This window comes from Parafannyhessea sp. (assembly GCF_051876455.1).
In the GTDB taxonomy this organism is placed as follows: Bacteria; Actinomycetota; Coriobacteriia; order Coriobacteriales; family Atopobiaceae; genus Parafannyhessea.
Genome location: NZ_JBJEHW010000031.1, coordinates 1 through 25,180 on the forward strand (window position 1 = coordinate 1; position 25,180 = coordinate 25,180).

General features: G+C 64.7%; 18 protein-coding genes and 6 tRNA genes. 17 read left to right on the forward strand and 7 right to left on the reverse strand.

The window, feature by feature from the left end:
- Positions 1-521 precede the first annotated feature (521 nt).
- From ACI38Z_RS01380 to ACI38Z_RS01450, 15 genes are all read left to right on the forward strand, one after another.
- Positions 522-598 (forward strand) — tRNA-Ile (locus ACI38Z_RS01380).
- A gap of 60 nt (positions 599-658) precedes the next feature.
- Positions 659-734 (forward strand) — tRNA-Ala (locus ACI38Z_RS01385).
- Between the two features lie 429 nt (positions 735-1,163).
- Positions 1,164-1,238: transfer RNA gene (locus ACI38Z_RS01390), tRNA-Gly, on the forward strand.
- A 127-nt stretch (positions 1,239-1,365) separates the two neighbouring features.
- Positions 1,366-2,643, forward strand: a complete 1,278-nt coding sequence (locus tag ACI38Z_RS01395; protein ID WP_439788400.1) for an aminopeptidase — start codon at positions 1,366-1,368, stop codon at positions 2,641-2,643.
- A 36-nt stretch (positions 2,644-2,679) separates the two neighbouring features.
- Positions 2,680-2,755: transfer RNA gene (locus ACI38Z_RS01400), tRNA-Lys, on the forward strand.
- Between the two features lie 632 nt (positions 2,756-3,387).
- A complete protein-coding gene (locus ACI38Z_RS01405; protein WP_439788401.1) occupies positions 3,388-4,644 on the forward strand; it encodes an argininosuccinate synthase in 1,257 nt (418 codons plus the stop codon).
- Between the two features lie 149 nt (positions 4,645-4,793).
- A complete protein-coding gene (gene argH / locus ACI38Z_RS01410; RefSeq protein WP_439788402.1) occupies positions 4,794-6,191 on the forward strand; it encodes an argininosuccinate lyase in 1,398 nt (465 codons plus the stop codon).
- A 158-nt stretch (positions 6,192-6,349) separates the two neighbouring features.
- Positions 6,350-7,702, forward strand: a complete 1,353-nt coding sequence (gene purB, locus ACI38Z_RS01415; RefSeq protein WP_439788403.1) for an adenylosuccinate lyase — start codon at positions 6,350-6,352, stop codon at positions 7,700-7,702.
- 144 nt (positions 7,703-7,846) lie between these two features.
- A complete protein-coding gene (locus tag ACI38Z_RS01420; protein ID WP_439788404.1) occupies positions 7,847-8,122 on the forward strand; it encodes a TIGR03905 family TSCPD domain-containing protein in 276 nt (91 codons plus the stop codon).
- 33 nt (positions 8,123-8,155) lie between these two features.
- The gene (locus tag ACI38Z_RS01425; protein ID WP_439788405.1) at positions 8,156-9,364 is read left to right on the forward strand and encodes a Tat pathway signal protein; all 1,209 of its coding nucleotides are present in this window, start codon (positions 8,156-8,158) and stop codon (positions 9,362-9,364) included.
- 103 nt (positions 9,365-9,467) lie between these two features.
- Positions 9,468-10,193, forward strand: coding sequence for a response regulator transcription factor (locus tag ACI38Z_RS01430; RefSeq protein ID WP_439788406.1), 726 nt, complete (start codon positions 9,468-9,470; stop codon positions 10,191-10,193).
- A 34-nt stretch (positions 10,194-10,227) separates the two neighbouring features.
- A complete protein-coding gene (locus ACI38Z_RS01435; RefSeq protein ID WP_439788407.1) occupies positions 10,228-11,766 on the forward strand; it encodes an ATP-binding protein in 1,539 nt (512 codons plus the stop codon).
- A 153-nt stretch (positions 11,767-11,919) separates the two neighbouring features.
- Complete coding sequence (locus ACI38Z_RS01440; protein ID WP_439788408.1) at positions 11,920-12,816, forward strand: phosphoribosylaminoimidazolesuccinocarboxamide synthase; 897 nt, start codon at positions 11,920-11,922, stop codon at positions 12,814-12,816.
- Positions 12,803-13,510, forward strand: coding sequence for a hypothetical protein (locus tag ACI38Z_RS01445; RefSeq protein WP_439788409.1), 708 nt, complete (start codon positions 12,803-12,805; stop codon positions 13,508-13,510). Before ACI38Z_RS01440 ends, ACI38Z_RS01445 begins: the two co-directional genes overlap by 14 nt.
- A gap of 47 nt (positions 13,511-13,557) precedes the next feature.
- Positions 13,558-13,633, forward strand: a tRNA-Arg gene (locus ACI38Z_RS01450).
- A gap of 251 nt (positions 13,634-13,884) precedes the next feature.
- Here the strand turns inward: ACI38Z_RS01450 and pknB are convergent.
- The 6 genes from pknB to ACI38Z_RS01480 form a co-directional block, all read right to left on the reverse strand.
- Positions 13,885-15,897, reverse strand: coding sequence for a Stk1 family PASTA domain-containing Ser/Thr kinase (gene pknB, locus ACI38Z_RS01455; protein WP_439788410.1), 2,013 nt, complete (start codon positions 15,895-15,897; stop codon positions 13,885-13,887).
- Positions 15,898-15,990: 93 nt separating this feature from the next.
- A complete protein-coding gene (locus tag ACI38Z_RS01460; RefSeq protein ID WP_439788411.1) occupies positions 15,991-18,843 on the reverse strand; it encodes an FtsW/RodA/SpoVE family cell cycle protein in 2,853 nt (950 codons plus the stop codon).
- Between the two features lie 6 nt (positions 18,844-18,849).
- A complete protein-coding gene (locus tag ACI38Z_RS01465; protein WP_439788412.1) occupies positions 18,850-20,142 on the reverse strand; it encodes a Stp1/IreP family PP2C-type Ser/Thr phosphatase in 1,293 nt (430 codons plus the stop codon).
- The gene (locus ACI38Z_RS01470; protein ID WP_439788413.1) at positions 20,139-20,555 is read right to left on the reverse strand and encodes an FHA domain-containing protein; all 417 of its coding nucleotides are present in this window, start codon (positions 20,553-20,555) and stop codon (positions 20,139-20,141) included. The genes ACI38Z_RS01465 and ACI38Z_RS01470 overlap by 4 nt, the downstream gene beginning before the upstream one ends.
- On the reverse strand, positions 20,552-21,682 hold the full coding sequence (locus tag ACI38Z_RS01475) for an FhaA domain-containing protein (protein WP_439788414.1): 1,131 nt from the start codon (positions 21,680-21,682) through the stop codon (positions 20,552-20,554). Before ACI38Z_RS01475 ends, ACI38Z_RS01470 begins: the two co-directional genes overlap by 4 nt.
- A complete protein-coding gene (locus ACI38Z_RS01480; protein ID WP_439788415.1) occupies positions 21,669-23,459 on the reverse strand; it encodes a serine/threonine-protein kinase in 1,791 nt (596 codons plus the stop codon). The genes ACI38Z_RS01475 and ACI38Z_RS01480 overlap by 14 nt, the downstream gene beginning before the upstream one ends.
- 202 nt (positions 23,460-23,661) lie before the next feature.
- Between ACI38Z_RS01480 and ACI38Z_RS01485 the strand changes: the two genes are divergently transcribed.
- Positions 23,662-23,748 (forward strand) — tRNA-Leu (locus tag ACI38Z_RS01485).
- A 193-nt stretch (positions 23,749-23,941) separates the two neighbouring features.
- Here the strand turns inward: ACI38Z_RS01485 and ACI38Z_RS01490 are convergent.
- Complete coding sequence (locus ACI38Z_RS01490) at positions 23,942-24,166, reverse strand: DUF6724 family protein (protein ID WP_439788416.1); 225 nt, start codon at positions 24,164-24,166, stop codon at positions 23,942-23,944.
- A gap of 135 nt (positions 24,167-24,301) precedes the next feature.
- On the opposite strand from ACI38Z_RS01490, the gene serS reads away from it, so the two are divergent.
- On the forward strand, positions 24,302-25,180 hold an 879-nt coding region (serS, locus tag ACI38Z_RS01495), incomplete at its 3' end, for a serine--tRNA ligase (protein ID WP_439788417.1).

The window sequence follows — 25,180 nt, forward strand, 5'->3', positions numbered from 1 at the left end:
CTGGGCCGATCTTGATCGGCAGCTGTGCGTCATGAGGAGCCTCTTCGGGAACACGGGGCTTCAGCACCAGGAGGGAAGCCACGGGGCCTCCGCCTACCACGATCGTCTGTATATCCATCTGTATCAATGCCATGCTATCAGCCTCGCTCATATGCTTCTTTGCGTGCATATGGTACCCGTCTCAAGCCTTTTGCCAATAGCTATCTGTAAAAATGCCGAAGTGATGACATGAAGAAGCGAAGCGGTTTGGCGCGGGCAGCTTGCAGCCTGTGCCGAGTGGCGATATGTCGCGACGGGCAGCGCCAGAAAGATGGCGCGCCTGGCTGGGGCAGTCCTTGTTCGAGAGCCTTTTATGGTTCTGAATGCAGGGATTCATGGCTGCCGCTGAGGCCGATTCTTCGTCTCCATCATCTTTTTGCTCACAAAACTGCAGGTAGAAGACCTGCTACAAACTTTCTCGACTTTTCTCAAAATAGTTGTTGACGGAGAGGAGGGATGAGCATAATATATTTTCTCGCGTTGGGCCCGTAGCTCAGTTGGTCAGAGCGTCCGGCTGATAACCGGGAGGTCACAAGTTCGAACCTTGTCGGGCCCACCACTTCCTTCGCGAATAGTCGCCCCAACGCTAGCCGAGTCGCCGTTGGGGCGGTTATTATTCGGGGACGTAGCTCAGCTGGGAGAGCGCGGGCTTTGCAAGCCTGAGGTCGTGGGTTCGATCCCCATCGTCTCCACCATTCGAATGTCGAGGCCGTGTGAGTAGCGCGGCCTTTTTTCTTGCGGTCCCGCGCGGGCGCGTAGGCCGTCACCACCAGATGACCCTGAATCGCGACGCGAGCCCCGCATGTCCCGCCCCAACGGGCGAGCCGCCGAGTATTGGGTCGCCACCCCTGAGGGGGCACCTCGAGCTGTTGCCGGGGAACGGTGCGCTGACTCTTGGTGATGGGCGGCGGCCTTGCGTGCCTAACGTTGGAAAATCGGCCATGCATGCTCCTTCGCGACGGTGGGAGCACATGGTAGCAAGGGCTCCTTGCGGATGGCTTGCCTGTGCCTAGCGTTAAACTTTGGCCAGCGGTAGCGCCTGACCTGCGGATATGCGCTCTTCTCGCCTGCGGCATATTTGAGTGGGTCGGATTGGGAAGCTGTGATAGAATTCCCTTGCACAAGCGGGCATCGCCAAGTGGTAAGGCAATGGCTTCCCAAGCCATCATCCGCGGGTTCGAATCCCGTTGCCCGCTCCAGAGCTTGTGACGGGCCCCTCTGAGGGCCCGTATTCATTTGTCGCATAGGGGAATCTTGCCGCGTGGCACGCCGTTGGTGGCCGTGCCCGGCAGGATGCCGCGACTGGCCTAACGAGGGGAGACTCGCATGGGAATGACGCTTGAGGAGTGCACGCTGGCCATCGAGGGGCTTGACGCGCAGATGGACAGGTATGCCGAGCTTCTGGTGCGCAAGGGGCTGGCCGTGCGACCCGGGCAGGAGGTCGTGGTGCAGTCGCCCGTGGAGTGCGCCGACTTTGCGCGTCGCGTGGTGAGGAGCGCCTATCACGCGGGCGCGGGCCACGTGACCGTGATCTGGGGCGACGACGAGATGAGCCGCCTCGAGTTCCAGAACGTTCCCACGGAGTACTTCAGGCACGTGCCCGGCTGGAAGGCCGAACAGCTCAACTCCCTTGCGGAGGCCGGCGCGTGCTTCCTCTTTATCGAGGGCAGCGACCCCGAGGCGCTTGCTGGCATCGACCCCGCCAAGCCCGCGGCGGCTGCCTACGCCAGGAACACCGAGTGCCTCTCGTTCAGGAACGGCATGGACTTTGGCAAGAACGTCTGGTGCATCGCTGGCGCCCCGGTAAAGGCATGGGCGAGGAAGGTGTTTCCCGACTGCCCCGAACACGAGGCGTACTACCGCCTGTGGCTCGCGATCCTGAAGACCGCCCGCGCGGACGGCGAGGACCCTCAGCAGGACTGGGAGACGCATAACGCTGAGTTCGAGAAGAACAAGAGGCTGCTCAACGGCTATGCCTTCGACCGGCTGCACTACGTGTCGAAGAACGGCACGGACTTCACGATCGGCCTCAACGCCAAGGGCGTCTGGGAGGGCGGCGCCGGTCGCACCGTCGACGGGACGGTCTTCTTCCCCAACATCCCGACGGAGGAGGTCTTCACGTCCCCGGACCGCATGCGCGCCGACGGCGTGGTGCACTCCGCGCTGCCGCTCATCCACGCTGGGCAGCGGGTGGACGACTTCTGGCTGCGCTTCGAGGGCGGCAGGGTCGTGGAGTACGATGCCGCCGTCGGGCGAGAGGTGCTGCGCCACATCATAGAGACCGACGAGAACTCGTGCCGCCTGGGGGAGTGCGCGCTCATCTCCAAGGCGACGCCGATTCGCCAGTCGGGCCTGCTCTTCTACGACACGCTGTACGACGAGAACGCCAGCTGCCACCTTGCCCTGGGCACGGGATTCCCCGAGTGCCTGGAGGGTGGCCTCGACCTGGACAAGGACGCGCTCCTTGCCAGCGGCGTCAACCAGTCCACCACGCACGTCGACTTCATGATCGGCACGGACGACCTGAACATCACGGGCGTGACGCCCGCCGGGGAAGAGATTCCCGTGTTTTGCAACGGCGGCTGGGCTTGGGAGGCCGAGTAGCGCCGGCACGTGGTATGATTTCGCGTACGTCGTAACGGGTCGTTAGCTCAGTTGGCAGAGCAGGGGACTTTTAATCCCAAGGTCGAGGGTTCGAGGCCCTCACGACCCACCACCGCAACGCAGGGGCAGGTCATGGCATATGCCGTGACCTGCCTTTTTGATGCATGGGGCTGTGGGCGTGAAGCTGGTGCGCGGGCTGCGGCGATGGCCGCTGTGTCCTTCTCCAAATCTTATGCATTGGTATGAATAGTTATGAGAAGGACGACCACCGTCGCCGCGGGCGGTGGCGATGCGCGAGTTTGTGCACGTAGACGGCGAGAATTATGTCTGCGTCCAAACGTAAGCGCCTTGTGTGCAAATTGTTACGAACGTGTCTCGTCGCAAGATTCTGGGTTGCCTGAGGCGTTTGAGCCGCTAAAGTGTTCACACAACAAGGGCGGCCACTGAGGCTCATCCAGTGGGAAGAATCAGGAGGGGAGTTTTACAATGGCATTTGCATCCAACATCAAGAACTCCCTCCGACGCCAGGATCGACGTACCACGCTGCGACGCCAGCGCGCGCTCACTTCGGTCCGATGAGGCATAGCCATATAGCCTAAAAGTTGGACAACTGAGACGCCTGGCATTGCCAGGCTTTTTTTGTACCTAAAACGCAGGTGCAAACAACCGGGGCACGGCCCCGTGTCATATCTATCTGCAATTTTCCAAACAGGCAATCAGGACAAGGAAATAGGGGTGTCTATCATGGCAGCAGCAAAGGAAAAGGTCGTACTGGCGTACTCGGGTGGTCTGGATACCTCCGTCATGGTGAAGTGGCTCCAGCTCGAGAAGAACCTCGACGTGGTCGCCATCTGCGGAAACGTTGGCCAGGACGCCCAGGACCTCACCTGGATCGAGAAGAAGGCCTACGGCATGGGCGCCGTGTACTCCAAGGCGCTTGACATGCGCGAGGAGTACGCAAACGAGGTCCTGACCAAGGCCATCGCCGCAAACGGCATGTACGAGGACACGTACCCGCTGCTGTCCGCCCTGTCGCGTCCCCTGATCGTGAAGCACCTGGTGGACATCGCGCACGAGACCGGCGCCTCCTACATCTGCCACGGCTGTACTGGCAAGGGCAACGACCAGGTTCGCTTCGAGTCGAGCATCCACGCGCTCGACCCCGAGCTCAAGATCCTGGCGCCCGTGCGCGAGTGGGACCTCCACACCCGCGAGGACGAGATGGAGTGGGCCAAGGCGCATGGCGTGCCCGTTCCCACCACGGCCGCGAAGCCGTACTCCCTGGACGAGAACCTCTGGGGCCGCGCCATCGAGTGCGGCGCGCTGGAGGACCCGTGGAAGGAGGCCCCGGCGGACATCTACACGCTGACCGCCGACCCCATGAGCGCCCCTGACGAGCCCGAGGAGGTCGTGCTCGGCTTCGAGCAGGGCAAGCCCGTCTCGCTCAACGGCAAGAAGATGGACCTGCTGAGCCTCATCATCAAGATGAACAAGATCGCCGGCAAGCATGGCTACGGCAGGCTCGACATGATCGAGGACCGCGTGGTGGGCATCAAGAGCCACGAGGTGTACGAGTGCCCCGGCTCCCTCGCGATCATCAACATGCACAAGGCCCTCGAGACCATGTGCCTGGACGGCGCCACGCTGCAGTACAAGCACATGATCGACCAGCAGTGGGCGACCACCGTGTACAACGGCCTGTGGTTCTCGCAGCTCAAGCAGGCGCTGGACGCGTTCTGCGCCGACACGCAGAAGTTCGTGACCGGCGAGGTCAAGGCGAAGTTCTACAAGGGTAGCATGACCGTGACCGGCCGCAAGAGCGCCTACTCCCTGTACGACTACAGCCTGGCCACGTACGGCGAGGGCGACACCTTCGACCGCAGCGCCTCTAAGGGCTTCATCGAGCTGCACACGCTCGCGGCCACCACGTGGTCCAAGACGCAGGGTCCTGCCGCGGAGTACGAGCTCCAGAAGCAGAACGCCAACATCCACGTGGCATAGCGCCACCGGTGTGGGAGCCGCGTTTCTCGCCTGGAAAACATGACTCGGTCCAGGCGGGGGACACGGCGAGAAGAACTACCATCCAAGCTGGGCGGGCCCGCCTCGTGCGGGCTCGTCCCATGTCGGGCGATCCTGAAAGGCAGACATCTATGGCACTCTGGTCCGGCCGCTTTGAGCAGGGAGTGAGCGAGTTCACGCAGGAGTTTGGCGCCTCGCTGGAAGACGACAAGGGCATGTACGCGCAGGACATCACGGCGTCCATCGCGCACGCGCGGATGCTCGCGAAGCAGGGCATCATATCAAAGGAGGACGAGTCCAAGATCGTGGACGGCCTCCAGAGGATAAAGGGCGAGATGGACTCTGGCACCTTTGAATGGGACGTGAACGACGAGGACATCCACATGGCCGTGGAGGGACGCCTCATCAGGGACATCGGTGCGGCTGGCGCGCGCCTGCATACGGGCCGCTCGCGCAACGACCAGGTGGCGACCGACATCCGCCTGCTGGCCAAGGACATGCTGGCCGAGCTCGCGCAGGAGAACTGCAAGCTGCGAGCCACGCTGATCGACGCGGCCGAGAAGAACTTCGACGTGGTGATGCCGGGCTACACGCACATGCAGCACGCCCAGCCCGTGCTCTTCTCGCACCACCTCCTGGCGTACTACTGGATGTTCGCGCGCGACTTCAAGCGGATCGTGGACGCCTACGACGACGCCGACGCCAACCCGCTGGGCTCCGCCGCGCTGGCGGGCACCACGTACCCGCTCGACCGGTTCTACACCACAGAGCTCCTGGGCTTTGACCACCCCATCCAGAACTCGATGGATGCGGTATCGGACCGCGACTACCTGCTTGACCTGCTGTACGCCTGCAGCGTGAGCATGATGCACCTCTCGCGCCTGTGCGAGGAGATCATCACGTGGTCCACGACGGAGTTTGGCTTCATCACGCTGAGCGACTCGTACTCAACGGGCTCGTCCATCATGCCGCAGAAGAAGAACCCCGACTTTGCCGAGCTCACGCGCGGGAAGTCCGGCCGCGTTGTGGGCAACCTGGTGGCGCTGCTCGTGACCATGAAGGGCCTGCCGCTCGCGTACAACAAGGACCTGCAGGAGTGCAAGCGCGGCGCGATGGACTCCGCCAAGACCCTGCGCGACTGCATGGTGTGCATGGAGGGCATGATAGGCACCTGGACGGTCCACAGGGACAGGATGCTCCAGGAGGCCAAGCTCGGCTTCACGGCCGCGACCGACGTGGCGGACTACCTGGCAAAGCGCGGCATGCCCTTTAGGCAGGCGCACGAGGTGGTGGGCGAGCTCGTGCTGTATTGCGAGAAGCACCACAAGGGCCTGGAGGACCTCACGATCGACGAGTTCAGGGCCGCAAGCGACCTGTTTGACGAGGACGTGGCGCAGGACCTTGACCCGGCGGGCATCGCGCGGGCGAGAAACACGTACGGCGGGACCGGACACGACGCCGTGAGGCAGCAGCTCGAGGAGGCTCGGGACGGCCTGCACGAGGACGAGGCCGCGGCCGCGAGCCTGTAGCGGGGGAGGGTGCCGTCCTTCTCGCCCAGCCGGGCGTGCGTGACAGTCTTTTGAGCATGGGGGCCCTGCACGTGCGGGGCCCCTTTGCGCGGTAGAATCAACCCGTGCACCAGCCCAGCAATGCAGGCCGCGCCTGCGCCACACGAGAGGAAGTCCGCATGATTGACCGCTACACCCGCCCCGAGATGGGAAACATCTTCTCTCTCGAGCACAAGTACAAGGTCTGGCAGGAGATCGAGGTGCTCGCGTGCGAGGCGCACGCCGAGCTGGGCGAGAGCGGCATCACCAAGGAGGAGGCCAAGTGGATTCGCGACCACGCCAACTTCAACAAGGAAGAGGTTGACCAGATTGAGGCCGTGACGAACCACGACGTCATCGCGTTCCTGACCAACATGGGCTCCTACATCGACGCCGACGTGCCCGAGGGCCAGCCCAAGCCCAGCCGCTGGGTCCACTACGGCATGACCAGTTCCGACCTGGGCGACACGGCGCTCTGCTACCAGCTGTGCGAGGCCACGGACATCCTGATCGACGACTGCCGCAAGCTGGGCGAGATCTGCAAGCGCCGCGCCTTCGAGGAGCGCGACACCCTGTGCGTGGGTCGCACCCACGGCATCCACGCCGAGCCCATGACGTTTGGCATGAAGTTCGGCAGCTGGGCTTGGGAGCTCAAGCGCGACCTCGACCGCCTGAAGGACGCCCGCAAGAACGTCTCGTTTGGCGCGATCAGCGGCGCCGTGGGAACGTACAGCTCCATCGATCCGCGCGTGGAGGAATACGTGTGCGCCCACCTCGGCCTGGTGCACGACCCGCTCTCCACGCAGGTCATCAGCCGCGACCACCACGCCTACCTCGCCGGCGTGCTCGCCACCACGGCAGCCACCTGCGAGCGCATCGCGACGGAGATCAGGAACCTGCAGCGCACGGACACCCTCGAGGCCGAGGAGCCGTTCAAGAAGGGCCAGAAGGGCTCCAGTGCCATGCCGCACAAGCGCAACCCCATCACGGTTGAGAAGGTCTGCGGCCTTTCCCGCGTGGTCAAGGCCAACGCGCAGGTCGCCTTCGACAACGTGGCGCTGTGGCACGAGCGCGACATCAGCCACTCCTCCGCGGAGCGCGTGGCGCAGGCCGACAGCTTCATCGCGCTGGACCACATGTTCCAGTGCCTCATCCGCATCGTGGACGGGCTGCAGCTGTATCCCGCGCAGATGCTGGCCAACCTCAACAAGACCCGTGGGCTGATCTTCTCGTCCAAGGTCCTCCTGCATCTGGTCGACACGGGCATCACCCGCGAGGAGGCCTACAAGATCGTGCAGGAGAACGCCATGGCGACGTGGCACGAGATCCAGCAGTGCGACCCCAACGGCACCACGTTCCGCGCGAAGCTCGAGGCGGATCCGCGCTGCAGCCACCTCACCAAGGAGGAGCTGGACAAGATCTTCGACCCGTGGAGCTTCCTCGGCCGCATCGGCGTGGTGTTTGACAGGCTGGAGCAGCTCAGCTTTGACTAGCGCTGGCAGGTCCGCCGGGCGTCCCGGCAGGTAAGACAAAGCAGCAGGAGAGAAGGCCCCCGACCTCGGTCGAGGGTCTTCTTGTGTGCGGGATGGCCTGGCCAGGGCGGCTGGGTATACTGTTTTCCGAAAGAAAGGACGTGCATGTTCCACTATGACTTCACCCCGCGCGGCGTCTGCTCTCGCGCGATCCACATCGACCTGAGCGACGACGGCAAGACCATCGAGCACGTGAGCTTTGAGGGCGGCTGCAACGGCAACCTCAAAGCCATCGGCAAGCTGACCGCCGGCATGCCCGTGAAGGACGTCGTCGAGCTGCTCGCGGGCAATACCTGCGGCATCAGGAGGACCTCCTGCGCGGACCAGATGACCATCGGCCTGGAAGAGGCACAGGCCGCGCTCGAGAAGAGCGGGCGCTAGCTGCCGATGCGGCGTGACGAGGCCAGACATAGCATGACCCGAAGGGGTCTCTTCAGGGCGGGTGCCGCCGTGGGAGCGGTGGCGGCCGTGCTGGGCGCGGTGTCTGGCTGTGGAAGAAGCACGCAGAGCGAAACCAAGAGCCCGACCGTGGTGAACGACAAGTCCGCTGACTACGTGATCGACCCCAAGACGAACAAGAGCAAGTACAAGTCCGTCGACACGAGCCTCAAGGCGAGCAAGGAGTACACGCTTGCCACCGGCAACGTGCTGCACCCCGGCGAGGGAACGTGGCTTCCCGTGACGACGGCTGGCTCCTCCGCGACCCCCATGGTCAAGGGCTCCGCGCTCTCCATCAAGACCGGTGAGCTCGCCGAGGTCGTGAGCGCCACGCACACGAGCAACGACTCCAACATGGTGATCTACGACGTGCGCTGCTCCGACAGCGTGTACGCCTGGAGCGAGCTCGACCTCCTCACGCACCGCTGGTGCCTGTACGCCGCCGCGTTCTCTGACGGCGCCATATCCGGCGACGTGTCCACGCTATGGCGCGCCAACAAGAACTACGACCCGCCGCTCTTTGCGGTGACGGGCGAGCGCGTGATCTGGCTCGTGATGCCCTCGACCTCGGGCACCAAGACCTCCAAGAGCTCCATCTGCTACGTCTGGTCGCTTGGGGACTCCAAGGCGCGCGCCGCCGTGGAGTCGCCCGGCAGGTTCGCGACGGAGCCCACGGTGTCCGACGGCACCGTGACCCTCACGCCGCGCGTGCGCGCGGACAAGGGCACGTACTACGGCATCACGGCCTACAAGGTAAGCGACAGCCTCTCCAAGCAGGTTGACCAGCTCGTGCTGCCCTCCACCGTCAAGCCCATGAACGCCGTCCGCATCGGCGACGACTTTGCCTTCTCCATCGAGGCGAGCTACGACTCCGGCGGCCTCCTCGCCACGATGGGCTCGTACATCGGCCACGGCAACGGGCCGTTCGTGACGCTCTCGCGCGAGCCGTACGCCGCCATTGCCGGCAAGGACGGTACCTATGTGGTGAAGAGCCGCTCCTCGTACTTCGTGATCGACACGGACAGGCGCAAGTACTCGGTGCTTGCGGCCAAGAACCGCTGCGTGGACTATGGCGAGTACCCGGCCAGCGTGGGCACCGTGGACGACTTCGTGACCTTCTCAACCATCAAGGACCAGGACACCGGACTCCCCAAGTCGGTCTCCGTCCGCGTATTTTCCCTCTAGTTCTAGGAATGAGAAGCGGCCTTCCGCGGTAAAATAGAGAGGGTATCACAAAAAAAGCGCTTAAAGAGCGCAATACAGATTCACCGTGCAGAGGAGACCGACCATGGCTTCGGAAGAGAAGCGCATCCTACTAGTTGAAGACGAGAAGACCATTCGCGACGCCGTCGCGGCATACCTCGAGCGCGAGAACTACATCGTCCGCGGCGTGGGTGACGGCCAGAGCGCCCTGGAGGAGTTCGAGAAGCACTCGTTCGACCTCATCATCCTGGACCTCATGCTCCCCAAGCTCTCGGGCGAGCGCGTGTGCAGGGCCATCCGCGAGACCTCTAACGTGCCCATCATCATGCTGACGGCAAAGGGCGAGGTCGAGGACCGCATCATCGGCCTCGAGCTTGGCGCCGACGACTACCTGATCAAGCCCTTCTCGCCCAGGGAGCTCGTCGCACGCGTGCGCGCGCTGCTGCGCCGCGCCCATGCGGAGAGCGAGCCCCAGCTCGAGGTGCTCGACTTTGGCGACCTGGTGATCGACATCTCGGGCCACAAGGTCATGGTCGAGGGCAAGGAGGTCGACCTCACGGCCTCCGAGTTCAAGCTCCTCACCACCCTCGCCCGCTACCCCGGACGCGTCTACACCCGCATGGAGCTGGTGGAGAAGGTCCTGGGCTACGACTTCGAGGGCTACGAGCGCACCATCGACTCCCACGTCAAGAACCTGCGCGCCAAGCTGGGCGACGACCCGCGCAACCCGCGCTGGCTGTACACGGTCCACGGCGTCGGCTATCGCTTCGAGGCGCCGCAGCGTCCCGACAAGAAGGCCGACTCCGAGTAGCGCTTGGCGCTAGTCGAGGCAAGGGGCGCAAGGCGTGGCCGACATAGACACAACCCGCGAATACGACGAGCAGAGGGAGTCGGGCGAGAAGTCCAAGGGCACCAAGGCGGAGTACAGCACGCTCAAGCACGACGATGGGGACCGTCGTCCCAGCACCTCGTTCAGGGGCAGGATGGCGTTCTTCTTCGCGCTGACGGCCGTGATGACCGCCATGATTCTCTCGCTCGTGCTCGCCATCGTGTGGGAGCAGCAGTTCCAGGGCTACACGAAGCAGAACATGCAGCGCCTGGCGCAACAGACTGCCGAGACCCTTGGCACGCAGTACGACAAGGGCGGCGGAAAGTGGTCGAAGAGCGTCATCGAGTACGCCAAGACCTCGGTCTCCGCCTACCCCGACATAAGCATCCAGATCCTCGACGCCGACAACGTCCTCATCTACGACGAGACCGCCGCAAACAGGGCGGCCACCGGCAAGACGACCAACGACGCGACGCAGAACCCCGTGCCATCGAACGCCGATGACATCATCTCCGCCAAGGTGACGGACGAGAAGGGCAAGACCGTGGGAACCGTGCGCCTGTGGGCGTTTGGCTCCGAGGCGCTCATCACCAAGACGGATGCGGCGTTCAGGCAGAACTCCTACACCGCCATCCTGATTGCGGCTGCGGTCTCCATCGTGCTCGCGTGCCTCATCGGGTACTACTCGTCGCGTGCGCTCACGCGGCCCATCCAGAAGATCTCCTCGACCGCGAGGCAGATCAGGAACGGCGACCTGACGGCGCGCACCGGGCTCACGGGAAACGACGAGTTTGGGCAGCTGGGCGAGACGTTCGACAGCATGGCCTCAGAGCTGGAGCGCGACATCAAGTTCGAGCACAGGCTGACGAGCGACGTCGCCCACGAGCTGAGGACGCCCCTCATGGCCATGCAGGCGACGGTCGAGGCCATGCAGGACGGGGTACTGCCGGCAGACGACGAGCACCTGGAGACCGTGGCAAGCGAGGTGCGTCGCCTTTCTCGCCTGGTGGACGCGATGCTCCACCTCTCGCGCGTGGAGAACAACACGGAGTTCAGGACCGAGAAGACCGACATGGTCTTTGCGCTCAAGAGCCTGGTGTCCGTGCAGGAGCAGCTCTTCAACGAGTGCGGCCTGCGCCTGCGCTTTGATGACAAGACGCCCAACCACGAGCTGTATGCCGACGTGAACCAGGACCTCATGCGCGAGGCGGTCACGAACCTGATGTCGAATGCCATGCGCTACACGCCCGAGGGCGGATGGGTCGTGGTGAGCATCGCGCCAGAGGGCCGCAACGGCATGAAGATATCCGTGCGCGACACCGGCATCGGCATCGCGAAGGAGGACATCCCGAGGGTGTTCTCGCGCTTCTGGCGCTCAGATGCGAGCCGCGAGCGCGTGTCCGGCGGCCTGGGCGTCGGCCTCGCGCTCACCAAGGAGATAATCGACAAGCACAACGGGAGCATCTCCGTCGAGTCCGAACTGGGCAAGGGGACGACCTTCACGCTGCACGTCCCCCTCGAGCACAAGACGAAGACCGAGCCCACGGCAAAGTAGCGGCCGAGGCAGCGCGTTCTTCTCCCCTGGGAGCGCCATGGTATATGTGCGCTTGCGCAGGCTAACGTATGTGCCAGCTTGGGCTAATCCATTACAATGGTGGGGCTATGCGTCTGCATAGACGGAAATCCAAGCAATGAGGGGAGAAATCTCATGGGAGCCATGGAGCTTCGACCGGATTCTCACGGCAAGGTACGCGACATTTACGACTGTGGTGACAGCCTTCTGATGGTCGCAAGCGACCGCATCAGCGCTTTTGACTACATCCTGCCCGACGAGATTCCCTACAAGGGCGAGATCCTTTCGCGCATCTCCGCGTTCTGGTTCAACAAGTTCGCGGATCTCATGCCCAACCACCTGATCTCGATGGACGTGAAGGACTATCCCGAGGAGTACCAGAAGTACGCCGAGTACCTGACCGGCCGCTCCATGCTCGTGAAGAAGGCCAAGACCATCCCCATCGAGTGCATCGTGCGCGGCTACCTGACCGGCTCCGGCAAGAAGACGTACGACCAGAACGGCACCGTCTGCGGCATCAAGCTGCCCGACGGCCTGGTCGAGGCCTCCAAGATCCCCGAGCCGATCTTCACGCCGTCCACCAAGGCTGCCCTGGGCGACCACGACGAGAACATCAGCTTCGAGCGCTGCGCCGAGATCGTGGGCGAGGACGTTGCCACCCAGCTGCGCGACGCCTCCCTCAAGCTCTACACGACGGCCGCCGAGTACGCCAGCACGCGTGGCATCATCATCGCGGACACGAAGTTCGAGTTTGGCTTCATCGACGGCAAGCTGACGCTGATCGATGAGGCGCTGACGCCCGACTCCAGCCGCTTCTGGCCTGCAGAGGGCTATGAGCCCGGCAAGGTGCAGCCCAGCTACGACAAGCAGTACGTGCGCGACTGGCTCAAGGCGAACTGGGACATGACCGGCGAGCCGCCCCACCTGCCGGCCGAGGTGATCAAGGGCACGTCCGAGCGCTACCAGGAGGCCTTCGAGCTCATCACCGGCGAGAAGTTCACACCCATGAAGGAGTCCCATGTCTCTGCGTGATACCATCAACGGCGCCAGGAAGGAAGCCGCCGAGGCGAACGCGTCGCTCGCGAAGAAGGATGCCGAGAAGGACGAGGCCGACGACACCGAGAGGACGGGTTTCTCCAAGAGGTCCGTCTCCAGGGCGAAGCCCGCTCGCGAGGCCGCCGCTGGCGTGAGGGTCGTATCTGCCAGCAGCTCCGCGGGCAAGTCCTCCGCGTCGTCCACCGCGGGCAAGACGCCCGTGGAGATGACCAAGGAGGAGAAGAAGCGCGCCCGCGAGGAGCGTAGGACCGAGCAGGACCGCAGGACCTCCGCCTCGCAGATCATCCTGCACGACACCCCTGGCTACAAGAAGAGCCAGAAGGTGTGGTGGGGCCTGCTTGGCTCGGGCTTTGTGTGCACCATCGTGTCCTGGCTGATCCCGAACGTGTACCCCAAGCAGGTCGCGAGCAGTGCGGCGCTCAACATCCTGCTGCTTGTTCTGCTGATTCTGGCCTACGGCCTGATCATCGCGGCCTTCGTGTACGACTGGCGCGTGGTGCGGCCCATGCGCAAGAAGGCCGAGGCCACGACGAACCGCATGACGAACAAGAAGGTCACGCAGGTCCTGAGGGGCGAGGCAAACGAGATCGCCCGCGAGCAGGCGGAGCGCGACGAGGCCAAGGCCGCGCGTCGCGCCAGGAGGAACCAGAGGCACGAGCAGCATAAGTAAGAAACTGGTTCACCTGCCAGCCAAGAGATGATAGAATGGCTAGGCACGGCCCCGTAGCTCAGGGGATAGAGCACAGGTTTCCTAAACCTGGTGTCGTTGGTTCGAATCCGACCGGGGTCACCATTGCAAACGAGAAGGCCAGCTGTGGTTTCGCAGCTGGCCTTCTTTCTGTATGCCTGCCATCGAAGTGCCGGTGTGGGTCAGGGTCTGCGGTGGGCAGTGCGACATCCAGGTGCCGGCGAGCCTCTGGTGGTCACCTCGGGCGCATGAGGATGCTGCCGAGAAGGACGACCGCCATAAGAGAGGGCAGCGCACCAGATTGGATGCGCCGCCCCCTGAGGTAACGATTCGGCTAGTGCCGCCGCTCTTCTCCGCTACGAGGTCTTGCCTTGTCCAGAGCTATTGCTGGAAGAGCCGCTCGTGTTCGAACTCGAGTTACTGCCGTTGCTGTTATTGCCGTTGTTCGTGTTGTCGCTGTCCGTGCTTGTGGACGGGCCGTTGGAGATGACGAGCGTGATCGTGGCGCCGCTCTTGGCCGACGTAGAGGACTGCGAGATGACGGTTCCCTGCGCGACGGTCGAGCTGTTCTGGTAGGTGAGGGTGTACTTGAAGCCCTCGGCCTCCAGCGCCGCCTCCGCATCCTCCGTGGTGGAGCCGACGACGTTGGGCACGCTGACCGTGCTGGGGCCGTTGGAGACGTAGATCGTTACCGTGGCGCCCTTGTTGGCGGAGCCGGTCGGCGTCTGGTTGTACACCAGTCCCTTGTCGACGGAGTCGCTGTTGCCGTACTTGACGTCCACTGCGAAGCCAGCCGCCTTGAGCGTGGCGGTCGCCGTGCTCTCGTCCTGGCCGGTCACGCTCGGGATGTCGACGCTCTCCTTGCCCTTGCTGAGCTGGTAGGTGACGGTGTCGCCGGTCTTGGCGCTCTCGCCGCCGTCAGGGCTCTGCGCGGCGACCTTGCCCACGTCGACGGAGTCGCTGTAGACGGAGTCGCCGGCCTGGCCAACGAGTCCGACAGCGGAGAGGGCCTTCTCGGCCTCGGACGGGCTCATGCCCGTGAGGTCGGGTACCTTGACGGTCTCTGCCGGCGCGGGTCCCTTCGAGATGACGAGGCTGATCTGCGTTCCCTTGGTGACCTTACGGCCGGAGTCAGGCGTCTGGTCGATGACCAGGCCCTTGGCGACGGTGCTGGAGTACTGGCGCTTGACGGTGCCACGCTCGAAGAAGCCGGAGCTGGAGATTGCCTTGAGGGCGTCAGACTCGGTCATGCTGAGGTAGTTTGGCACCTCGCGCGTCGCGTTGTTCGCGTTGTAGACGGTGACGATGCCGACGATCACCGCGATGAGGGCGGCAATGCCCAGTATCGAGAAGAGCACGACGCGGTGCTTGTGCTTCTTTGCGGCGGCGTCGGCCTCTGCCTGCGCGCGCTGGGTGGCGGACTGGGGCTTGATGTGCTCTGCGGTCTCGACGCGAGGGAGGCTCTGGGTGTTGCCAGTCGATCCGATGGTGCCGATGGCGGGAACCACGGGATTGGCGGGCAGCACGGACGTGGCCGTGTCGACGGCGGCCAGCCTGCCGGCAAGGTAGTCGCGAAGGACGTGGTAGAGTTCGTCGGCCGTCTGGAAGCGGTCCTTGGGGTCCTTCTGCATGCACTTGAGGATGATGCTTTCGAGCGCCGAGTCGACGGCCGGGTTGATGGCCGTGGGAGGGACCGGCTGCTCGTTCACCTGCTTGAGCGCGACGGAGATGGCGTCATCGCCGTCGAAGGGCACCCTGCCCGTGGCGGCCTCGTACATGACGATGCCGAGGGAGTAGATGTCGGTCGTGGGGCCAAGCTCCTTGCCCTGGGTCTGCTCGGGAGAGACGTAGTGGGCGGTGCCGAGCACGGAGTTGTCCGTGGTCAGGTGGCTGTTCTTGGCGCGTGCGATGCCGAAGTCCATGACCTTGATGTTGCCATCGGGCTGGACCATGATGTTCTGCGGCTTGATGTCGCGGTGGATGATGTCATGCTTGTGCGCGACGGAGAGCGCCTGGGCGATCTGGCTGCCAATCTGGGCGACCTTCTTGCTGTCGAGGGCACCGTGCTTGCGGATGCCGCTCTTGAGGTCGGTGCCGCGCAGGTACTCCATGACGATGTAGTAGGTGTCACCGTCCTTGCCCCAGTCGTACACGGAGACGATGTAGGGGCTCTGCAGCGCGGCGGCGGCCTGGGCCTCCTGCTTGAAGCGCGCTGCGAACGACGGGTCCGCCGCGTACTGCGGCAGCATCGTCTTGATGGCGACCGTCCTACCGAGTACCTCGTCCAGGCCGCGGTAGACAATGGCCATTCCGCCCGTGCCTATCCTGTCCTGAACGGTGTACCGTCCGCCAAGAACTCTTTCAGACATCGTCTCTCCGTCTCTCCCAAAACAGTCGCGAGATCGCGACACTCAACATTCTAATGTAGACCGTACTGACTCTCGCCAATGCACAACGTGCACTTATTTGCCCGCGCCGCTCGACTGCACGTTCAGGCAGGTGGAGAGCACCTGGCCGGCGACCGATGCGGCCACGCCGACCATATCCTCTCCACTGGTTCCCTCGATGCAGACCGAGATGGCGACGGTCGGCTGGTCATAGGGTGCAAAGCCGATAAAGAGCGAGTTCGACGTGGTCGTGCTGACCTCTGCGGTGCCGGTCTTGCCGGCCACCTTGACGCCAGACACCTTGGCACCGGAGCCGGTGCCGTTCTCCACGACGTCGAGCATGGCCTCCTTGACCTCGTTGGCTGTCTGCGACGAGATGGCCTGGCCAAGGGACTTGGGCTTCGTGGTGGAGGTTGTGGCGCCCTCGGGCGAGAGCACGTGGTCGACCACGTAGGGGTTCATGACGACGCCGTTGTTGGCGATGGCCGCCGCGATGACCGCGTTCTGCATGACCGTCGTCTGCGGTCCGGCAGGGCTCGTGTGCTGTCCCACGGGCTGGCCGACGGCCGCCCAGGCGGTCTCCCACTCGGTCATCTGCGCCGGGTCGGGCATGAGCGAGGCCACGGTGGAGAAGTCCTGGCCGAGCTTCTGCCCGTAGCCAAAGGCATCGGCGTAGCTCACGAGGTTCTTGGCACCGATCTTGGTGCCAAGCTGGCCGAAGACGGTGTTGGCAGAGTAGGCGTACGCCTTCTTGAGGGAGAGCGAGCTCCAGCTCTCGCTGTCGATGTTCGTGACCTTGGCGCCACCGATCATGATGGACGCCGGGGCGCTGAAGCTCGTATCGAGCGTGGCGATGCCGGAGTCCAGCGCCGCGGACAGGCTGACGGTCTTGAACGTGGAGCCAGGCGTGTAGAGCGTCTGGGTCGCGCGGTCGACGAGGCCCGCGTCGTTGGTCGACATTGCCGCTGAGATGTTGTTGTAGTCGAACGAGGGGTTGGACGCCTTGGCCAGGACCGCGCCGGTGGACGGGTCGAGCACGACGATGGCCCCGCGCTTTCCGTTGAGCGCCGACTCTGCGGCACGCTGCATCTGCGAGTTGAGCGTGAGCACAACGGACGAGCCAGGTGTCTCGATGCCGGCGAGCGCGTTGATGGCGCTCGACCAGGTTGAGTAGTCGGAGTGGCCGGTCAGGGTCTCGTTCATGGTCGCCTCGATGCCCGAGGCGCCGTACTGCGTGGAGAGGTAGCCCACGGTGTGCGTGGCCATGTTGCCCTGCGGGTAGGTGCGCTTGTACGAGCCGTCGGACTGCTTGGTGGACTCCGCGAGCGTCACTCCGTCGGACGTGATGATCGCGCCGCGCTGGACCTGCGAGGACTTGGCGATGGTGTGGTTGTTGTTGGGGAGCGACTGGTAGTAGTCGGCCTTGAACACCTGGATGTACGTGAGGTTGGCGACGAGCAGCGTGAACATGAGGCCGAAGACCGTCACGAGCGAGACGAGCCTGTTGCCCAGCGCCACGCGGCCGAGCACGCCGGACTCGGGCGTGTCGAGCCCGATGCTGGCGCGGGCATGGGCGCCGTGCACCACGGACGTCAGGCCCCTCTCGACCGCGGACTTGGAGGCGTTGCGCGCCGCGCCGAGCTCGATCTGGGCCTCGCGGCCGGTGCCCTCGTCACCCGCCTTGAGCAGGAGTCCCACGATGATGAAGCTCGCAAGCAGCGAGCTGCCGCCCTGGCTCATGAAGGGCAGGGTCACGCCCGTGAGCGGCAGGAGCTTGGTGACGCCGCCAACGATGAGAAACGCCTGGACCGTGATTGCGGCGGTGAGGCCGACCGCGGTGAACGCGGACACGTCGGACTTGGCGCGCGCGGCCGTGGCGAGACCCCTCACGGCGAGCAGGAGGAAGCAGATGAGCACCGCGGACGCACCGAGGAGGCCCATCTCCTCTCCTATGGCCGAGAAGATGAAGTCGGACTCGACGACGGGGATGAGCGTGGGGAGGCCCTTGCCGATGCCGGATCCCACGAGCCCGCCGTCGGCCAGCGAGTAGAGCGACTGCACGATCTGCAGGCCCTTGCCGGAAGGGTCGGAGAACGGGTTGAGCCAGATCTGGACGCGCGTCTGGACGTGGCCGAAGAAGTGGTAGCAGAACACGCCGCCGATGGCCAGCAGGACCGCGGAGACCAGCACGTAGCTGACGCGACCCGTGCAGACGTAGAGCATAATCACGAAGAACGTGAAGAAGAGAAGGGCACTGCCGAGGTCGCGCTCGAAGATGACGACGAGGAGCGACATACCCCACATGAGGAGCATCGGCGCGAGCATGCGCGGCCGCGGGAGCGACAGTGGGCCCACGTGGATGGCCGAGGCCGAGAGCATCTCGCGGTTCTCGGCAAGGTAGGCCGCCAGGAACAGGACTATGAGGATCTTTGCGAGCTCGCCCGGCTGGAACGACAGCGGGCCGATGATGATCCAGAGCTTGGAGCCGCCGCGGGAGCTGCCGATGAGCATAGGCAGGAGCAGCAGCGCAACGCCGATGATGCCCATGGTGAACTTGTACTGCGAGAGCGCCTCGATGCTCGGCACGAGGGCGAGGACCAGGATCATGGCCGCGACGGACAGGAAGAGCCAGGTCACCTGGCTTACGGCCAGCTTTGGCGCAAGTCGCGTCACGAACGCGATGCCGATGCCCGAGAGCAGGAAGACGAGGGGGAGTATGGCCGGGTCAGCCTCGGGGGCGAAGCGCCTCACGGCTATGTGCGCCACGGCGAACGCCGCGAACAGGCCGATGGGCACCGCGAGCGACGAGACCGTCAGGGCGACCTTCATGTTCACGACGTACATGGCGTAAAGGAGGATGACGGGAACCGCTGCGGCAATGAGGAGACCGAGCTCCGTGTTCCTGCGCGTGTTGATTGCCCTCTGCAACTGATGTCACCTCGATGTGCTGGAAGAATCGGTCGATCCTGAGGAGTCGCTCGAGTCCGAGTTCGCCTGCGAGCGGTTTGCCGTGACGGCGGCGTCGGTCTTGTCCGTGTCGATCTGGTCCCGGTAGCTCTCGACCGTGCTTTGGGCGGTCTGCTCCGAGTCGACGGGGACACCCTCCTTGAGGTCCTGCTGCACCGTCGCGGGCAGGTCCTCCGTCTGGACGGACGAGGTGTCGACCAGGTGCCCCATCTTTATGCCGAGGAACTCGAACGGGACGCCGGAGTAGATGCCCACCGTGCCGTTGTTGTCTCCCAGGTACCAGGAGTTGCCGACGTAGAGCGCCACGCCCGCCGCGATGACGGCGAGGATGGCGACGAACGCGATGATGCCGCCCCTGATCCAGCGGCGGCGGAACCGGCGCCGCATCTCCTGGGAGCCATCGTCCAGCACGTCGACCACGACGACGGTCACGTTGTCGTGTCCGCCAGCCTCGAGCGCCGCGGACACGAGGTTGTCGGCCGCGGTCTGCGGGTCGACGCTCGACACGGCGATGTCCTCGATCTCGGAGTCCTCCACCATGGAGGAGAGGCCGTCCGAGCACACGATGATGCGGTCCCCGGCGGTCACCTCGAGCGTGAAGTGGTCCGCGTACATGTCGGGGTCGTTGCCGAGAGCGCGCGTGATGATGGAGCGGGAGGGATGCACCCTGGCCTCGTCCGCGGTGATCTCGCCCGCGTCCACAAGCTCCTCGACGTAGGAGTGGTCATGCGTGAGACGCACGAGCGCGCCGGCGTGGAGGAGATAGATGCGCGAGTCGCCCACGTGGGCGATGGCGACCTTGTTGTTCTCTATAAGCACGCAGGAGGCGGTGCAGCCCATGCCGGGCTTGCCCTTGCCGGTCCTCGCACCCTCGATGACCTTGGTGTTTGCCGCCTCGACGGCAGCGCCCAAGAGCACGTCGTCTGCGTGGAGCGGCGCGTTCTCGGCTATGGTCTGGACCGCGATGGAGCTCGCGACCTCGCCGGCTGCGTGGCCGCCCATGCCGTCGCACACGGCGAACACGGGCGCCTGCACGAGGAAGGAGTCCTCGTTGTGGCTTCTCACGAGCCCGATGTCCGTGCGAGAGCCCCAGGCGAGCCTGCCGTCCGAGCCCTTCTTCGAGTCCGTGCCCTCGCGGTTCTCGACGGGAATCGTGTCGTGGCCCGGGCTGTTGACGGGCTTCTTGCCCCCGTGACCAGCGACCTTGGCATAGAGGTTCTCCCTATGCAGTGACAGGGGCTTGAGCTTGAGCTTCCTCATCGGCGGCTCACATGCATGATCGCATCGCCCACCTGGACCTCGTCACCGTCGCGAAGCGTGACGGGCTGCCCGCCGATGGGGCGTCCGTTGACGAGCGTCCCGTTCTTGGAGTTGAGGTCCTCGAGCACGAGCGCCGGGCCCTGGAGGGTGAAGCGCGCGTGGGTTGCGGACACGAAGGGCTCGTTGATGACGATGTCCGATGATGGGCTGCGGCCCACGACGACGGGACCCAGGATGTCAACGTGAAGGCCCCTGAGCGCCTTGGAGCCCTTCTCGACGTCCACGGACCAGATGGCCGCGTCACGGCGCTGGCCTCGCACGAGGCCGATGCCGGTCTTCATGACCGCGAAGAGGAACGCGTAGAGAAGGACGACCAGCAGAATCCTGCCTACGAACAGAATGAGGTCGATCATGCGTGGTTCTCCCTGAACTCTAGGTTGACGAGCCCCAGGGTGATGAGGTCGCCGTCAGCAAGCGTGCACGAGGAGACCTCGGCGTCGTTCACCATCGTGCCGTTGGTGGAGTTGAGGTCGGTGATGTGCCACTGCCTGCCGTCGTACGAGAGCTCGGCGTGGTGGCGCGAGACGTTGGGGTCGTGCAGGACGATGCCATGGGGCGTGCGCTCGCGGCCGATCACCGTGGTGGGGGCGATGCCCGTGTAGGTGCGGCCCGTCTGGTGGTTGATGAGCAGGCAGGTCGCCGCGTCGGGCTCCTGGGCCTGCGCCGCGGCGGCGTTGCGCTGCGGGTTGACCAGGGGGACGTTGCGGCGCTGCGTTGCGGGGACCTCCACGGCCGCGGGCTCGGGGACCGGCTGCGCGGGGACGTCCTCGGGATGCACGAAGTCCGTGGGGATGACGTTGAGGCCCGCGGACGCGTCCGCGACGGGCTCGACGGCTGGAGCGAACTCCTCGTGCATGAGGCCGTCGATGCTGTCGCGCGTTATGGGGGCGGGGTCCTGCGGCACGACGGGCTGCATGGGCGCGGGCGCGGGCATGGGCGCCTGCTGGACGCCGCGGCGGGCGTTGCGGTCGCGGCGCGCGGCGCGGTTGCGTGCGGGGCGCTTGGGCTCCGGCGCGGGCTCGGGCGTGGGACGCGGCTGGTTTGCCGCGCCGCCCAGGCCGATGGAGCTGGAGAGAAACGCGTCCTCCTCGGCCCGCAGGCGCGCGAGGGTGTTCGCGTCGACGTTCTCGGCAAACACGGCAAAGCGGCCGCTCTTGAGGGAGGGGTCGATCATGAAGCGTGCGAGGGGCTTGCCCACGAAGACGTAGCCCTTCGTCTGGGCCTGGGCCTCCACAAAGGCCACGATCTCGGCCGTGAGCTGGCCGTACAGCGGGCGCATCGCGGCGTCGTCGGCCGCGGACACCAGGATGGTGTACAGCGCCGGCGCCGTGTTGATGCCGTCGATCTCGAACGTCTCGTTCTCCATCTCGCGCGTGGCGCGCTTCGCGAGCTTCTTGAACGAGAACGGCTGCGTATATCCCTGCGGAGCGGCGCCAAAGGCATCCCCGACGCGGCTCTCGAACGTCTTAAGCAAGTTCATCTATATCCTCAACCTCCCCGTCCGCGTCGAGCGGACCCCTTAGGTCGGTGGCAATGCACACGAGCAAACATAAGATTATCGCACTGAGGGCGTATTCCCACGTGGGGGGCATCCATATACCGCCATTCTCCACTCTGAGGGCGATGACCTGCGCGGCAATAAGGATGCCGGTACCAAGTACCTGTCCCGCGATACCAGACGCCACGGTGCCCCTCCACCGGTACAGCTTGGAGGTGGCCCCGGCCGCAACGCAGCACCCAAGCAGCAGGACCCAGAACGAGGGCGAGGCCAGCTGGGGGAGAAGTGCGGCCACCGTTGCGGACGCGTCAAAGCGGGCCTGCACGGCCGCCGCGAACAGAGGCCGCCACGCGTAGGCCACGCCCGCGGTCGCCGCGGCCTGCGCGGGAGGCAGGCAGAAGCCGGCGAGCGCGCTCGTACAGGCGGACTGCCCCGTGGCGCAGGGCAGGAGGACGGCCGCCGTGGACAGGTGCTCCCTCGTGCCCACGGGGATCCACCAGGCCAGGAAGCCCACGACGCAGGCAAGTGGCAGCAGCACCGCCGCGGCGGAGCCTGCGCCGGCGGAGCCGAGCAGCGCGGCCGCGAGCGCGAGCATGACGAGGGCCGATCCGAGCGGCGGCCACGCCGCTGCCGCGCCGGCGCAGGCGAGCGTCCCGCCCGCAACGACCGCGGGGTCCGCCGCAAGCGCCGGCGCCACCTGGTAGGTGGTCGTCGCCGTGAGGGCCGCGGCAAGGCCGCGCTCGCAGGCACCCGCAAGCCAGGGGTAGCGATACAGAAGCGGCAGCTCCTCCGGCTTGAAGTCGTCCGAGCGGCGCGCCTCGTCCTTCTCGTCCTGGTTCATGAGCTCGCGGATCGACTGGGCGCCCACGTCGGGGTCTCCCAGGCCAAACACCACCTCGTTCGCGAACGCCTCTACGGAGGGGATGCGCTGCGTGATGCGCGGGTCCAGCGCCTGCATGATGGCCTCCTCGGCCATGCCCGCAAAGGCAGGGTCAAGCTTGCCGAGCGGAACCTTGGGCCCGCGCTCGATCTTGCGGAGGGACTCCTGCGCGGTCTTGGCCGCAAACGGGTCCTCGCCGGTGAGGGCTTGCCACACCACGACCGCGAGCGAGAAGATGTCCGTGCGCTCGTCCACCATGCCGCCCTCGATCTGCTCCGGCGGCATGTAGCCCACCGTGCCGCCCCGCGCGCCGCCGTAGCCCGCGGCGGAGGCCAGCATGGCCATGCCAAAGTCGCAAAGCTTAATGGCACCGGAGTGCTCGATCATGATGTTTGACGGCTTGATGTCCAGGTGCAGCACGCCGTTCTCGTGCGCGAAGGAAAGCGCCTTGGCGACCTCCTGCACCAGGTAGGCGCACTCGTCGCCCGTGAGCGTGCCGCCCTCCACGCGCGCGAGGAACTCCTGCAGCGTGAGGCCGTCCACGTACTCCATCACCAGGTAGGCAAAAGACCGGTCCACCTCGAAGTCGAACATCGTGACGATGTTGGGGTGCGCGAGCATGCTCGAGGTCCGCGCCTCCGAGAGCGCCTCCTCTATGGTCGACGTGCCGGCAGCCATTCCGCCCTGCGACATCAGCGGGATCCGCTTGATGGCCACGCGCCGCTGAAGCCTCGTGTCCCAGCAGGTCAGGACCGTGCCAAAGCCACCTGTGGCGTCCTGCGCCATGATGCGGTAGCGCCCGAGCAGGAGCGCCGGGCGCGTCTGCTCGCGGCCCTGCGTCGCAGGACGCTGACTCTGTTGAAGGCTGTTGTCACCCACGACGCCATCCTTGTCCGGTTCTGTCGCATTTGTTGGCGTGATGAATGCCCGTGTGCAGACATTGTACTGTCGCAATGTGGGGGCGAGAAGGACGCGCCTTCCCGGCCAGACACATTTCACCATATGAGCGCGGCGTGGCTTCGAAACTCGCAAAAATATTCGCTTGCCAAATCGGGAAGTGTGGAATAGAATCTGGTCCTACGCGGGCGTGGCGGAATTGGCAGACGCGTACGGTTCAGGTCCGTATGAGAGCAATCTCATGAAGGTTCAAGTCCTTTCGCCCGCACCATTGAATGCGAAGACCCCTGTCAGCTATGGCTGGCGGGGGTCTTTTCGTGTGGCATGCGTGTGGGCACGACCCCCGCACGGCGCGTGCCGGCTCCCGAACACTGCAGGTAACCGCAAGAAAAGCCCCGCCGCGGGCACCGTGGTGCGCCTGCGGCGGGGCTGCGTCTGCGTGGGCCGTTCTTCTCCCCAGGGGGCTAGTGGTTGTCCTCGTCGAACTCGCTCCAGCCGCTCTCGTCATCGGAGTCGTCAAACAGGTCCCAGTCGTCCGGGGACTTCTCGTGGTTGCGGTATATCTTGCGCGTCTTGCGCTCCAGCACGATCGAGATGACGAGGAAGAGCAGGATGCCGCCGACGATCAGCACGAGCACGCCCGTGCGGTCGTTGAACAGCCAATCGAAGAAGTTGCCAATCTGGCTCATGGCATGGCCTTTCTATAGCGAGTTGGTTAGTCAGGTTACAAAAAGCATGATTTTGAACAACAAGTATATACTTGAACAGCTGTATTGAGGCCCGCGCACGCGAGCCGTCGCATACCTATACAAAGGGGAAACGAGATGCTCGACATCAAGTTTGTACGCGAAAACCCTGACGTGGTCGACAAGTCCTGCGCCTCCCGCCAGAACGCCCATTGGGACAGGGAGAGGTTCTTCGAGCTGGACGAGGAGCGTCGCAAGGTCATCGCGGAGGTGGAGAGCCTGCAGGCGGACCGCAACGCCGTCTCCAAGCAGATCGGCCAGCTCATGCGCGAGGGCAAGAGGGACGAGGCCGAGGCAGCCAAGGCAAAGGTCGCCGCTAACAAGCAGCGCATCGCGGACCTGAGCGAGAAGCGCTCCGACGTGGACAAGCAGCTCTTCGACCTGGTGGCGGCCATCCCCAACATCCCGCACGAGTCCGTTCCGTACGGCGTGGACGACTCCGACAACCCCGAGGTCCGCAAGTGGGGCGAGCCCACCAAGTTCGACTTCGAGCCCAAGGCGCACTGGGACCTTGGCCCCAGCACCGGCATGATCGACTTCGAGCGCGGCATCAAGCTCGCCGGCACCAGGTTCTACCTGCTGGGCGGCGCCGGCGCCCTGATGGAGCGCGCGCTCATCAACTTCTTTATCGACACGCACGTCAAGGCCGGCTTCACGGAGTGGTGGCCGCCCGTCATCACCAACTATGACAGCCTCTTTGGCACGGGCCAGCTCCCCAAGTTCGACGAGGACCTCTACCACGTGTCCGGCGGAATGTACCTGATCCCGACGGCCGAGGTCATGCTCACCAACATCCACCGCGGCGAGGTGCTCGACGGCTCCAAGCTGCCGCTCTGGTACACCGCGTTCACGCCCTGCTTCCGCGAGGAGGCCGGCTCCGCCGGTCGCGACACCCGCGGCATCATCCGCGTGCACGAGTTCGACAAGGTCGAGATGGTCAAGTTCGCCAAGCCCGAG